This is a genomic window from Thermosipho ferrireducens (genome assembly GCF_017358165.1).
Classification (GTDB): Bacteria; Thermotogota; Thermotogae; order Thermotogales; family Fervidobacteriaceae; genus Thermosipho_B; species Thermosipho_B ferrireducens.
Window position 1 is genome coordinate 1759021 of record NZ_CP071446.1, and the last position, 14121, is coordinate 1773141.

The window sequence follows — 14121 nt, forward strand, 5'->3', positions numbered from 1 at the left end:
AACGAATATTAATTTTTTACTATTCATACAACCTGTTGTATTTCTTCAGAGCTCTGGTAACCTCTTTCGCTGCCCAATTAAGAGCTTGTTCAACTGTCAATTCACCATTTATTACTTTCTCGTACGCGGTTTCTATTATTTCCCTGGTTTCAGGGAACACACCTATAATCGCACCATTCGTATTAGGTGTTTGTTTTGAAAGAAGCAACTGGAATATTGCCGTTAAGTAGTTTGGATGATCAGCGTAAAAACCCTCCATAAGTAATTGTTCAACAGCATCTTTTCTTACGGGGAAATATCCTGTTTCAAGATGCCATCTGATCTGCTGGGCTGGTTCTGTCATCCATTTTACAAATTCCCATGCAGCGTCAATTTCTTTTTGCGGATGATTTTTCAATATCCATAATGAGCCTCCACCAATCACCACTCCACCCTGAACGGATAGATCAGGTTTTGGTAAAAACGCTGTTCCAATTTCCCAGCCATTCTCTTTCGCGGTTTCAGTTATAAATTTAACATCGGAAGTTGAGTAGAATAACATAGCCGCTTTTCCAGAAAGGAATATTTGTCTTGCGCCACTCCAATCTTCTCTCTTCGTGTTGATCAATAATCCTTCCTTTGTCATTCTGGCAAGCAATTCAAATATGTTTTTTCCTGCCTGACTGTTAAACACTGCCTCTGTTGGTCTTTTGTCACCTCTACCATTGTCGTTGTTCACAAGAGGAGCGTTTTGAACAGCCATAAGTTGTTCAAAAAACCACGAGTGTGTCGGCCAGGTGAGACCATATCTGATAATATTTCCCTTGTCATCCTTTTTCACCAACTTTTTACTATATTCAATTAATTCGTCAAATGTTCTTGGAGGTTTATTTGGATCAAGTCCCGCTTCTTTGAAGAACGTTTTATTATAGAATAAAATCGCATTAGAAGAATTGAAAGGCATCGAGTACAATTTACCTCCAACTGTGTAATAGTTCAGCACCTGTGGTAAAAATGCTCCTAAATCGATTGTTGGATCCTTCTCAATTAAATCTCCTATAGGAACAGCTATGTTACCATCAATCATGGCTCTTGTACCAATATCATAAATCTGAACCACATGAGGCGGATTACCTGCTTTTACAGCGGCAATAGCTTTGTTAAACGTATCTCTGTAAGAACCTGTATATTGAACGTTTACCTGAATATCTGGATGTGTTGCCATAAATTCCTTTGCCATGTCTTCCAAAAGACCTATTCTCCATCCACTCATAGCATGCCAGAACTCGATAGTAACTTTTGAAAAACTTAATATACTAATTAAAACAAGCAATACAATAAATACCTTTTTCATAAATACCCCTCCCCATAAATGATGTATTCCAATTATACAAAAAGTCCCGGAGTTTTTTCTATCTTGAAAATAAGAGGAAACCAACGATATTTATAAATATTTTATAATAATCAAAAATAAGCAGTTTAAATCAAAAACCTCAATATTATTATTACTGAAGTTTTTTATTCAAATTTTAAGAACTATTAAAAACTGTAAAAGATATGTCGCACTATCAGGAAGGAAAATTACAGGCAAAAAAACCCGTTCCCGGAAAGAGGTTATAACAAAGAGATTACACAAAAGTGCAATTTTATATTGGATTTTTTAAACATATTTATGCGCTTTCACCTGAATATATTTTTCTCTTTTACACTTTACGTTTATATAAAATTATCTGGATTCTATCGGAAACGTCTTCGGAAGTGTCAGAAATGTCTGCTATTCTATGAACCAGCTTTTTCAGTTGAATTTTTTCAGCAAGCGGGAGATTTTCCATGGAAAAAATTTTCCGTATGGTTTTTCGCTCTATTTGATCCGTCTCATGCTCAAATTTTTCTGTATCTATAATTTTTTCATTGGCACTCTCGAAATCTTCAAACATTTCTTTGGCAGCATCTTTCAACGCCATGTATGTTTCAAACGATTTCTTAACAAGATTTTCAAAATCCTCAAAAAGTTCCGCAGGAATCTTCAAGTTTTGTAAATCGATTTCGTCTGCTACAGCTTCCGCTTTATTCGCTATCCTATCAAGTGACTCAATTGTTCCCAACAAATCACCTCTGAAATTCGGCAGGAATGCCCCGGAGTACATTTCCATTTCTGCTTTTCTTCTTACCTTATCTGCAGCTGTCTCTGCTTCACGAACCCTTTCAGCAAGCTCTTTTATTTTATCGCTCGAAGCATTTTTCATACTCTGTATCAATTCCAAAAGCTTCCTTATGGTGTTTTCAACAGCATCTAAATGTTCATGAAACAACTCAATAACTGCCTGTTCTTTTTTTCCAAAGAACAAACTCACATTCTCCACCCCCTAAAACTCTATTTTGAACACCACTTTCAATAACAAGTATATCAGAAAAGTTATCAATCCTGAAAAAACAGGGGTATTAACCCAGGCACTAATTATTTTAAAAACTATTTTTTTGTTTATTAACCTCGAACCTCTTGCATATCCTGCTCCAATAACAGCTCCCACAATCGCCTGAGAAGTAGAAACAGGAATACCAATTAATGCGTATATCCAGACTGTTATAGATTCTCCCAAAACTGCTATCATAGCCGAAAAATAATCAAGTTCTATTATCTGTGTTCCAACTGTCATCATAACTTTATAACTGTAAGTCAAGACACCAAAAGCTATGCTCAATCCTCCAACAAGCGCAGCTAATTGAACTCCTATTTCATTTGCAAATACTCCTGTAATGTTTGCTACATTATTTGCACCCAGAGAATATGAACCATACGCACCTATAATTATCGTTCCCACCAGTATTATTTTTTCTCTGAGATAAATTGATTTTATTTTATTAAAAGGAACGGAAAATATTTTATACGTTAAAAAACCAAATATCATCCCACCAAGAGGTGTTCCAACCCATGCAAGCACAAGTTTTATCATGATTCCCCAGTTTACCCCACCAGCTATGAGACCAGTAGCAATAATGGAACCAACGATAGCTTGCGATGATGAAACTGGCACTCCAAGATAAGTCATTATTGTCATTGTGAGAGCAGCAGATAAGACAGATATTGATGCAAGCATAATGTTGGCACTCGAAATACTACTTATTGTTTCTATACCTTTTGCTCCACCCAATACCGCTCCTATAACTATAAAAATTGCTGAAATTATTGTCGCCAACCTGTACTTAATAATTCTATTTGAAACAGCTGTTCCAAAAATATTCGCAGCATCATTTGCTCCAAGTGACCAACCAAAGAAAATTGCAGGTAAAATGTAGAAAAACATCGAATCCCCCCAGTAAGCATCCAGTAATTAAAGAAGTATCTTATTATGATATCATAAAATTAATTATTTTAAAAGAATTAATTTCGGCTTCCCTTACCCAAAATCATAAACAAATTTAAATACTCTCAAATATTCTTTATTCAATTAAAATAAAGCTGATTATTGTAATTTATTTTATGAAAAATGTGAGGAAAAACTGGAAAGATTAGAGAAGGGCATCAAAATACTTCTGAAAATAAAATAAACAAAATGTGGAAAAAATAAACATTAGCCAATCTACAAGAATGTTAAAAACAAAAAAGTTTTAAATGTCGTTAAATGAGGGTAAATTTATAACTGATTCTAAAAATTCCCAGCTATTATTTTTTAAATTCGCTATATCTTTCAATGAAATCTGCGTTTCAACTTTTACTAATTTAACGTCCTTTTCCGTTAGTAATCGTTTTGCAAGTTCTATCATCCTGCATTCCATGGATTGTAAAATAATCTCTCCAATACTTTCAAATTCAACATTCGACAAATCTCTAAAATTAACCAATACAATATCACCATCTTCAAGAAACGATACTGGAATTTGAGTAAGATAGGTTGTATTTACATACTTTTCGTAAAGGGGAGGAAACACACCTGGAAATGCCAAACATGCCTTTGCTATTTCTTTAGATGAACCTTCAAAAAGTTCAACAGTTCTTTCAAAAAGATTTACCATTTCGGCCTTAACACATGTTTCTCCCTTTAAACCTACTAAAAATTCTTCAACCTGATTCCATGAATAAATGGCAGGGGAAGTACTCCATTTAATACAATGGGCTATTTGAACCTTTTTTCCAGCACTATTATTTTTATCATAGCCTTTCTTTTTCCTGTGTATAATCTGAAACGTAAATTCAAATTTTTCTATAAATTTTTGAAGTCTTCGACGTGCCTCAAATTTTCCAAAGTGTTCAAAAAGAATCGCATAAAAACCAGCCAATCCATTGGAGATTATTTCCATTTTTTCTTTTTGTTTTAACAAAAATCTTTCTAAAATTGGAATTACTGTTAATCCCTGAAAACAAAATCCTCCGGCATGTATCCTCATTTGAACAACTCCCCAGGAAGTGCGAGATTAAGCGTGTATTTGTAAGCGTTTTCCATAACTTCAAAACAGTTACTAACATCATTTATCTCCTCAATAGGAGGATAAATGATAAAATCTGCCTCTCTCCTTAAAAAGGATAGCATTTTATTTTCACATATGCTGTTTAAAATATTTAATATTGTATTTGAAGTTTCCGGAATAACCAGGGAAGTTTCTATTTTCGATAAATCAACTGCTACAACATAATTTGCACCAAGATTTTTGGCAATATCAGCTGGTAAGTTGTTTAACGTTCCCCCATCAACAGCAACAGTATTTCCAGATTTAACAGGGGGGAAAACACCTGGAATCGCCATTGATGCTAAAAGAGCTTTAAAAAGTCCACCAGATGAATGTAAAACAATTTTTCCAGTATTTAAATCAGTTGATATACAATAAAACTTTATTTTCAAATCTTCAAAATGTAATTTTCCAAAGTACTTTTTCAGTATCTTAAAATAAATTTTAGTAAACATCATATATTGTTTTCTTGTTATGTAAAAACAACTCATCTTTGCAAAAAATTTACCGGGTTTCGATTTTGTGGAAGATGAAGAAATAAAATTAAATGGGAAAAATCTAAAAAAGTGCCTGTACATTTTACAGAATTTCATCGAGTAATCCCAGAGAAGATGCGCATCTTTCAAAGCAGCATATCCTGCCCCCACTATAGCCCCAATACTAACACCTAATATTGCATCCGGAACAAATCCCCTTTCTTCAAGGGCACGAATTACACCAACATGTGCAGCTCCTCTTATTCCGCCTCCGCTAAGCACGAGAAATTTAAGCGAGCGTTTTTCTGACATTGTCTTCCTCCATATATTATACAAAGATTTAATTTTAAAAAACTTGCCAACAGCTTTTTAATTCTCGATTCAAAATCATTCCCAATTAGATAGGCGGAAGTTGTCTTTCAGGAAACTCTCTCTCAAAAACGCAGGCTAAAGCACACAATTTTTCTTCTTCAAAAGCTCGCGCTGAAAACGTTACGCCAAACGGCCCTGTATCTGTATAACCAGCTGGAATAGTTATAGAGGGATACTTAGCCTTTGCCGTTATATGTGCTCCATAATTTGCAGGAAATAAAAGTGCTGTTAAATTATATCTTTCAAATAACTTATCTATGCTTCCCTTTGCGTATTTTATATCCCTTAATAACGACTCAATATATTCTTTTTCATTAATATCTGTTGCATCAGAACGCAATAAAATACTCTGTCCATATGGCATTGCATCTGCATTTCTGAAATTATATCTAATAATATCAGTTAATGTTTTTACTTTTAGACTTTTATCTTTCAAATAATTATTTATTCCGTGTTTGAACTCATAAAATAAAACATTTATATTATTAATTTTTTCGAGGTCTTCAAACTCTACTTTTACCACTTTTCCATTTAAACTCTCTATCTTTTTTATTGTTTCTTTAAATAACAAAATTTCTCCTTTACTCAACCACTCAAACAATTGTTCACTATATCCAAAAATCATACCAGAATAATCATCTATTTTTTTAATTTCGGCTGAAAATTTTCTACTTTTTATGATATACGTTGCTGGATCATCTTCATCATAACCTGAAATGACCCTCAAAACTTCAAATGCATCCTGAACTGTTCGTGTAATTGGTCCTGCAGTGTCCTGACTATAAGATATTGGAATTATACCTCCCCTACTAACTAACCCCACCGTTGGCTTTAATCCAACACATGAATTTGAACTTGATGGAGAAAGTATTGAACCAGAAGTTTCCGTACCAATAGCCGCCAGACATAAATCAGCAGCAACAGCCACCGCAGAACCAGAGCTCGAACCGCCAGTGTCAAAATCTCCATAAGGGTTTTTTGTCTGTCCTCCAAGCTTGCTATACCCATTTGGCATTTTAAAAGATACAAAATTTGCAAATTCAGTTAGATTCGCTTTCCCAAGAATTATTGCCCCCGCTTTTCTTAGTTTCTCCACCAAAAAAGCATCTTTTGTCGCGTAATTTCCTTGAAGAGCTTTTGCTCCTGCTGTAGTTTGCATTTTATCCGCTGTATCTATATTCCCTTTTATTATTACTGGTATACCGTGTAATTTGCTTCTCACAAAACCACTTACACGCTCTTTATCAAGGGCCTTTGCGATAAACAGTGCGTCGGGATTTAATTCAAGAACCGCGTTTAAATGAGAATATTCTGATATTCGTTCAAGATAAAACTCTACTAATTTCTCCGAAGTAAGCTTTTTTTCGTTAAAAAGTTCATTAGCCCTGGAAATAGTTAAGTTTCTAAGATCCATTTTCTCACCATCCTAAATTCAACAATTACCCTTTAACTGAACCTGCACTGAGCCCCGCAATAATCTTTTTCTGAAATGCAAGAACCAATATTACCAGTGGGGTTGTTACTATAACCGCCGCGGCCATTATCTGACCCCATGGGATTTCATATTGAGAACGTCCTTTGAACAAAGCTATAGCAACTGGAACTGTGTACATCTCAGGTCTTTGCATAAAAGTAAGTGCAAACAAAAACTCGTTCCAGGCAGCGATAAAAGTAAGAAGCCCTGTTGCCACCAACCCTGGCGCAGCCATGGGAAGTACAATAGACCATAATGTTCTCAACCTCGAACAACCATCTATTGCCGCAGACTCCTCCACTTCTTTCGGGAGTTCCCTGAAAAAGTTTTGCAGTATCCACGTGGTAAGCGGCAAGGTTAATGTAATATACGGAACAATAAGTCCTGGATAAGTATTGATAAGTTTCATATTCCTCAATAAAACGAACAGGGCCCCAAGAATTGAAACCTGTGGAAACATACTAACAGCTAATATCAATGTCATTACCAGAACTTTCCCTTTAAACTTTAACCTCGCTATAGCATATGCTGCTAACGAACCTATTGCAAGAGAAAGTAATGTAGTACTTCCTGCCACAACTATACTGTTCCATATATTCTGATGAAAGGGCCTTTCTGTAAATACCTTTATATAATTTTCAAATGTAACTCTTGCAGGTATAAGTCTGGGATTCACTTCAAAAAGGTCTTTGTCTGGCTTTAAAGAGGATATTACAGCCCAATAAAACGGAAAAATGCACCATATAAGAATAAAAGCTACAAGTGTATATAAAATAACATTTTTTAATATTTTTCTCGTAGATATACTCATGCTTTCACTCTCCTTAATCCAGTTCAAGTTTGAGTGATTTTATATAAATAATAGCAAATACTGAGATTATTACAAATATTGCAACAGAAATGGCGGACCCATAACCAAAAGACGCACTTGTAAATGCTCTGTCCATTAAAACGTGTCTATTGTAAACTGACAATGTTTCCGTTCCCACACTTCCACGAGTCATCACATAAACAACATCAAATACTCTTAAAGCGTCGAGAGTTCTAAAAATCAAAGCAACTGCTATTGTAGGTCTTAACATAGGTAGAGTTATTCTAAAAAATCTCTGCATTGCATTTGCTCCATCAATTCTTGCGGCCTCATATAATTGTTCAGGAATTAACTGCAAACCTGCAAGAATAAGAAGTGCCATAAATGGGGTTGTTTTCCAGACATCAACCGCTATGATAGCAGCCATAGCCATACCTGGTCTTCCGAGAATAGGTGTTCCAGGTTGAATTATATGCAAGGCTTCCAGAAATCTGGACATTATTCCAAACTGATCGTTAAACATCCAGCGCCACATTTGGGATGAAATAGCTGTTGGAATTGCCCAGGGAATAAGCATAGCCGCCCTAATAGCTCCTCTAAATTTTATAGGTTGGTGAACTACAAGCGCTATCATCAATCCCAACACAGTTTCTAAAGCTACTGAAACCAAAGTAAACACTATCGTATTTTTTAATGCATCTAAAAAGCGAGGGTCTTTAAAAAGACGTACATAATTATTAATTCCCACAAATTGTCTTTCAAAAATAGGATTCAATCCAAACTTGAAAAAACTATCATAAAATGTTTTAAATAAAGGAAAAAATGCTATTACTGAAATAACCAAAATTGCAGGAAAAATCATCCAGAATGCCGTATAAGGATCTCTTTTCTGCACACCTCTCACCTCACTGCATTATTGTAAAAAAACCACTCATTATGCATTATAAACGGGAGGCATTTGCCTCCCGAAATATAAAATAAATACTTCATTTACTGTCCAAGAAGGAGTTTTAATTCTTTTTCAAGTCCGGCTATCGCCTTTTCAGGTGTCATTTGTTTTGTAAGCGCTGCGTGAACATACCTTTGAATAGCATCAGACACCTCGGCATAGTTTGCAGTTCTTGGTCTTGGGAGAGCATTGATAAATACATCGAACAATTCTACCATAAATGGAGCAGCTTCTTTGAGTTTTGGATCGTTGTAAACGGCTTTTAAAGTAGGATTTTGTCCGGCATTTTCTGCTTTGTACAACTGTTGATTATAGCTTGTAAGGAATTTTATAAGCTTTTTAGCTGCTTCTTTTTCTTTCTTTGAAGAGAATATATTAATTCCAAGATTCCATCCACCGAGTGTGGCTGCATGTCTTCCCTCTTCACCAGGACCCTTTGGAAGAGGCACAACGCCAACTTTTCCTTTTATTGGAGATTCATCACTATTAACTAAGGACCATGCGTATGGCCAATTTCTCATGAATACTGCTTCTCCATTCTGGAAAATTCTTCTTGCATCTTCTTCCATATACGTAGTTACACCTTCTGGGGAAATTTTATATTTGTAAATAAGATCAACCATAAGTTGTAAAGCCTCAACGGCTTTTGGATTGTTGATTATAACCTTTCCTTTGTCATCAAGAACATCTGTTCCAAAAGACCAAACATATTCCATAAAATCACACACAAGTCCTTCATACCTTGCACCCTGCCATACAAATCCGTGAATCCCTTCAGCCTTTGATATTTTTGATGCCATTTCAACAAGTTCATCCCATGTTTTAGGTGGATTTTTATAGCCATATTTTTCAAGAAGATCTTTTCTATAGTATAAAAGACCCGCATCTGTAAACCATGGAATAGCAACTATTCTTCCATTAACTGTTACAGATTTTACTGTTCCCGGGAGAAATTTGTCAAGTTCAAAATAGTCATAATCTTTTGTTAAATCTTCAAGAAATGGAGCAAATTCAGGTGGCCAAATTACATCAAGCATAAGAACATCTGGATCAGTTTCTCCTGCTGCAAGATACGTGACATAAAGGTCATGTCTTTCTGTCGAAGAATCTGGCATAGGGATAACTGTAACAACTATATCTGGATTTTCTTTCATAAATTCCTTCAATTGAGCATAAAGTACTTCAAGTTCTTTCCCCACACCGCCAGATGTCATGGTAATAGTGGTGATTGAAAATACCATAAGAGATACCATTAATAAACTTGCAATAACCAGTAACTTTTTCATACACCAACACCTCCTTCAGTTTATGGTTAAAAACTTCAAATTAATTTCAATGTTCAAAAAAACTTTAGCATAAATACGTCTTATTTTCTAAATTTGATGTGATAAAGTATCATAATGTTAATTACGATTATTTACAAATATCCGTTGATAATCATGAATAATGCATATTGGAAATATTTTCATTTATCAATGAAAATTTTTCAACAATTTATAAAATCAGGTATTTTTCGACAATAATATACAAATTATCGTTTTATTACTGATTGATTCATTTTTTCGTATAATATCTCTTGAAAACAACCGGTTTCTATGCTAACATTCATCAATATGATGTGATATCATTTATTCGAAATTCAAAAAAAGTGCCGGAGGTGTTTCAAATGACGGTAGAAGTTCCAAAGAAAAGAATAACTGAATATTCAAAAATAGCGCCAGAAGATGTGGAAGAATTAATAGAACTTACAAAAGATCTCAAAGGACTAAAAGTCGTACATGTTAATGCTACAGCTTATGGGGGAGGTGTGGCTGAGCTACTCTATACACTTGTTCCACTTATGGAAGACCTCGGATTAAATGCAAAATGGGAAGTTCTTGAAGCCCCAAACGAATTTTACAATGTGACCAAAAAGTTCCATAACGCTCTCCAGGGAGCAGCAATCGACATCACAGATGAGGAATTCAAACTTTATGAACAGATAAATATGGAAAACGCAAAAAAACTTGATCTCGACGCAGACGTAGTAATTATACATGATCCGCAACCAGCTTTAATACCAGTCTTCAAAGAAGGTAATTACATATGGAGGTGTCACATTGATACTTCAAGTCCAGATAAAGATGTATGGGAAAGATTAACTCAAAAGATGAAAGGATATTACAAAAAAGCATTATTTCACCTAAACGATTACATAAATTCTCCTTTTGATAACATTGGTATAGAATTTCCTCCAAGTATTGATCCATTAAGTGAAAAAAATAGAACTTTATCAAAAATAGAATTATCTGATATAATTAATAGGTACAGTATAGATGTGGAAAAGCCAATTATTACTGTTGTCGCTCGGTTTGATCCATGGAAAGACTTATTTGGAGCAATTGATGTTTATAGAGAAATTAAAAAAGTACTGGATGTACAACTTTTAATTGTATCTGCTATGGCCAAAGATGATCCAGAAGGCTGGACTTTTTTTGAAGATGTATTGCGATATGCAGGAACTGATAAAGACATTCTTTTTCTTACCGATTTAAAAGGTGTCAGTCACAAAGAAGTTAACGCTATCCAGACTATTTCTACTCTGGGTCTTCATACAGCCACAAAAGAAGGATTTGGATTGGTAATCTCTGAAATGATGTGGAAAGGAAATCCTGTGGTTGCTCGTCCAGTGGGTGGTATTAAGCTTCAGGTAGATGATGGTATTAATGGTTATTTACGTTATGATATTAAGCAACTTGCTGAAGCGGCTATTGACATTATAAAGGATAGTGAAAAACGCAAAACTTTTGGAATAAATGCTAAAGAGACAGTAAGAAAGAAATTTCTCACAACTTCTCATTTAAAAAGATATTTAAAAGTAATCAGTGAGGTGGCAAATGAAACTATCTAACCTAAAAAAGATATTACTAAATCTGGCTTTTAGAAAATCATTGTACAGAAATGAATTAGGAAAAGAGTTGAAGGTCTCTCCTTCAACTCTTACCTACCTTCTAAACAAACTCTCTTCTTTGAAATTAATTGAAATAAAATCAAGTGAAACTATTTCAATGGGACGTCCAAAGCAAATCATAAGTCTTAACCCTGAAAAATGGAACATTATAGGGATTAGAATAGGACGAGAATTCATAAATTCCACTTTATTCAACGGAATTTTTGACGTAAAAGAAAAAATAAGCATAAGATTAACCAGCAGTGATATGGGAAATAAAAGAATTGGTGAATTATTAAAACAAAATCTTGAAAAAATTTCAAAAGTCCCAGTAAACGCAGTAGGCCTGGCATTTTCAGGGAAAGTGAGTTTTGACACGGTAAACTCACATATATTGAAATTAGAAAATTTTAATCCAAAAGAAATTGTAAAGAGTGTTTTTCCAGACTCAACAGTAACAATTTTGAACGATGTAGAAGCAATCGCCACAGAAGAATTTGTATTGCACGGTGGGCAGAAAATTTTAGTTATAAATTACGGTACAGGGATAGGAGCCTGTTTTTATGAGTCTCATGGAATTTACCAAAAAAGTGAAAGGAAAGTCATAGATCTGGGGCATTTTTACGCTGGGGGTAATGAAAAGTGTTATTGCGGGCGCACTGGTTGTTTTGAAACTGTTGCATCAGATTATGCGGTTCTGAAAAAATACAAATACAGGAATCTGGATATTGTGCATTTTATACTCCACCAGGAAGATTTCGAAAAAGATCTTGAAGAAATAAGACACATGTACAAATATTATAGAAGAAAAGCTGAAATATTATATGAAGAGACACTTAATCACCTATCTGTGTTTTTAGGAAACATTGTGAGACTTTTAGAGCCAGACAAAGTTGTAATATGTGGAGAGGGTACTTCTCCATGGTTTACGCAGAGTCTTCAAAAGAAAATTTATGCAGTTTCTGGTTTAACACTTGGAATAGTACACAGGGGACTGGAAAATAATATAGAATATGGCAGTGCACTTGACGCTTTAAGAGAACACATACTTTTTACTGATCTTTAGGGTTTAAAAATACAGAAAATCTGGAACCGACTAAATAATCACTTTCAACCTTTAACGTATAATCACATAAATTGCAAAGATGCTTCACAATCGATAGGCCTAACCCGGAACCTGTAGCCATTTTGACAGCATCAGCGCTTCTGTAAAACCTTTCAAATATCCTATTCAATTCTTCTTTTTTTATTCCTATGCCATTATCCTGTACTTCTATTTTATCTGAATCTAAAGTTACGTAAATTTGCGAATTTGGGTATGAATATTTTATAGCATTTGATAACAGGTTCTTCAAAATTGTATATATTACAAAAGTATCTCCTTTTATTACTTCTGTTTTTATGACAGGGATTATTTCCATTTTCTTTTGAGAGATTTTGTCTGACAATTCTGCAATGACTTCTTTCAAAACCTTATGAGAGCTTAAATCAACACTTTTTGGTTGATACAAACCAAGCTGCACCATAGAAAGCATTTTAAGCTGTCTTATGATTCTTTCCATTCTTTTAGATGCCCTTTTTATGTTAAGCAAAGATTCTTTAATGTTTTCCGGAAGATTTTGTTCCAATAAATTATAGACATTTCCTTCTATTACAGAAAGCGGGTTAAAAAGTTCATGAGAAATAGCAGTTGTAAAATCGCTTTTGGCCTGTTTTAATTGATTTACCTCTGTAATATCCTTTATTATCATCAATTTATCTTTGTGAAAGTATTTTATAACCACATCTCTATAGGCGGAAAGTTTGAAAAAATACACCCTCGTCTCTAATTCAAAACTTTGCTCATCGAGTATCTTTTCGGTATATTCCCCAATATAATTAAACGTAAAAATTGTAAAAATCTCCATGTTAATTTCTATTCCATATTCTCTGGCTCGTTTGTTTGCATATGTAACTTTCACTCCATCCAGCATCAGGATTAACTCATCAAAATAATCCAGACAATTTTTACTTATCACTTTATAGTCCCCTTTGTAGAAAACTTGTAGCCTATCCCACGAACTGTAATTATCCAGTCTTTCCCTATTTTATTTCTTAAACTACTTATGTGAACATCCACGACTCTGTCTGAAATAAACTCATCTTTCCATATTTTGTCCAGTATTTCATCGCGAGAAAAAACCCTGTTTGAATTTTTAGCAAGCAATCGGAGAATTTCGAATTCTTTTCCAGTTAAATCCACTTTTTTACCATTGAGTTTCACTAAATACTCATCGCAATAAATTTCTAACTCTCGAAACCTTATCACTTCACTTTCACCTCTGGTTCTTCTTATAAACGCTTTAACACGCGCTACAACTTCCCTTGGGTTAAACGGTTTTACTATATAATCATCCGCCCCAAGCTCTATACCAAATATTCTATCCATATCAGTATCTCTTGCCGATATTATAATTATACCTGTCTCCGGAAATTCTACTCTAAACTCCGGTATTTCACTTGTTGCATAACCATCAGGAAGCATTATGTCAAGTAAAACTACATCAAAGCTTTTTTGAGAAATTTTTTCTCTCATTTCATAAAGAGTCCCCGCTTCTTCTATTTCGAAACCCTCAGCTACCAAATACTTTTTTAAAATTTCTCTGATGCCAGCATCATCTTCAACGATTAATATCCTGAACATAT

The 14121-nt window shown here is 34.4% G+C and carries 13 protein-coding genes; 2 read left to right on the plus strand and 11 right to left on the minus strand.

The features are described from left to right. Positions 1 to 19 precede the first annotated feature (19 nt). The 9 genes from JYK00_RS08605 to JYK00_RS08645 form a co-directional block, all read right to left on the minus strand. Positions 20 to 1333 (minus strand): ABC transporter substrate-binding protein, encoded by a 1314-nt coding sequence (locus JYK00_RS08605; RefSeq protein ID WP_207566496.1) that lies wholly within the window; start codon positions 1331 to 1333, stop codon positions 20 to 22. A 349-nt stretch (positions 1334 to 1682) separates the two neighbouring features. After that, positions 1683 to 2333, minus strand: coding sequence for a TIGR00153 family protein (locus tag JYK00_RS08610; RefSeq protein ID WP_207566497.1), 651 nt, complete (start codon positions 2331 to 2333; stop codon positions 1683 to 1685). A gap of 12 nt (positions 2334 to 2345) precedes the next feature. Continuing rightward, the gene (locus tag JYK00_RS08615) at positions 2346 to 3284 is read right to left on the minus strand and encodes an inorganic phosphate transporter (RefSeq protein ID WP_207566498.1); all 939 of its coding nucleotides are present in this window, start codon (positions 3282 to 3284) and stop codon (positions 2346 to 2348) included. A gap of 304 nt (positions 3285 to 3588) precedes the next feature. After that, positions 3589 to 4365, minus strand: a complete 777-nt coding sequence (locus tag JYK00_RS08620) for a hypothetical protein (RefSeq protein WP_207566499.1) — start codon at positions 4363 to 4365, stop codon at positions 3589 to 3591. Then, positions 4362 to 5213 (minus strand): patatin-like phospholipase family protein, encoded by an 852-nt coding sequence (locus tag JYK00_RS08625; RefSeq protein WP_207566500.1) that lies wholly within the window; start codon positions 5211 to 5213, stop codon positions 4362 to 4364. The genes JYK00_RS08620 and JYK00_RS08625 overlap by 4 nt, the downstream gene beginning before the upstream one ends. Positions 5214 to 5298: 85 nt before the next feature. Further along, on the minus strand, positions 5299 to 6687 hold the full coding sequence (locus JYK00_RS08630) for an amidase family protein (protein WP_207566501.1): 1389 nt from the start codon (positions 6685 to 6687) through the stop codon (positions 5299 to 5301). Between the two features lie 25 nt (positions 6688 to 6712). Then, positions 6713 to 7558 (minus strand): carbohydrate ABC transporter permease, encoded by an 846-nt coding sequence (locus JYK00_RS08635; protein ID WP_207566502.1) that lies wholly within the window; start codon positions 7556 to 7558, stop codon positions 6713 to 6715. A gap of 13 nt (positions 7559 to 7571) precedes the next feature. Further along, positions 7572 to 8420 carry a carbohydrate ABC transporter permease gene (locus JYK00_RS08640; protein ID WP_407701733.1) on the minus strand — a complete coding sequence of 283 codons (849 nt, stop codon included), beginning with the start codon at positions 8418 to 8420 and terminating at the stop codon, positions 7572 to 7574. A gap of 128 nt (positions 8421 to 8548) precedes the next feature. After that, positions 8549 to 9760 carry an ABC transporter substrate-binding protein gene (locus JYK00_RS08645; protein WP_407701734.1) on the minus strand — a complete coding sequence of 404 codons (1212 nt, stop codon included), beginning with the start codon at positions 9758 to 9760 and terminating at the stop codon, positions 8549 to 8551. Positions 9761 to 10173: 413 nt separating this feature from the next. Here JYK00_RS08645 and JYK00_RS08650 point away from each other — a divergent pair, with 413 nt between their 5' ends. Beyond that, positions 10174 to 11397: a glycosyltransferase gene (locus JYK00_RS08650; RefSeq protein WP_207566505.1), complete on the plus strand. Its 1224-nt coding sequence runs from the start codon at positions 10174 to 10176 to the stop codon at positions 11395 to 11397. Beyond that, positions 11384 to 12502 (plus strand): ROK family protein, encoded by a 1119-nt coding sequence (locus JYK00_RS08655; protein ID WP_207566506.1) that lies wholly within the window; start codon positions 11384 to 11386, stop codon positions 12500 to 12502. The genes JYK00_RS08650 and JYK00_RS08655 overlap by 14 nt, the downstream gene beginning before the upstream one ends. Here the strand turns inward: JYK00_RS08655 and JYK00_RS08660 are convergent. Further along, a complete protein-coding gene (locus JYK00_RS08660) occupies positions 12489 to 13454 on the minus strand; it encodes a sensor histidine kinase (protein ID WP_228288153.1) in 966 nt (321 codons plus the stop codon). The two genes, JYK00_RS08655 and JYK00_RS08660, sit on opposite strands and share 14 nt — an antisense overlap. Then, positions 13451 to 14119 carry a response regulator transcription factor gene (locus JYK00_RS08665; protein ID WP_207566507.1) on the minus strand — a complete coding sequence of 223 codons (669 nt, stop codon included), beginning with the start codon at positions 14117 to 14119 and terminating at the stop codon, positions 13451 to 13453. The genes JYK00_RS08660 and JYK00_RS08665 overlap by 4 nt, the downstream gene beginning before the upstream one ends. Between the last annotated feature and the right edge of the window lie 2 nt (positions 14120 to 14121).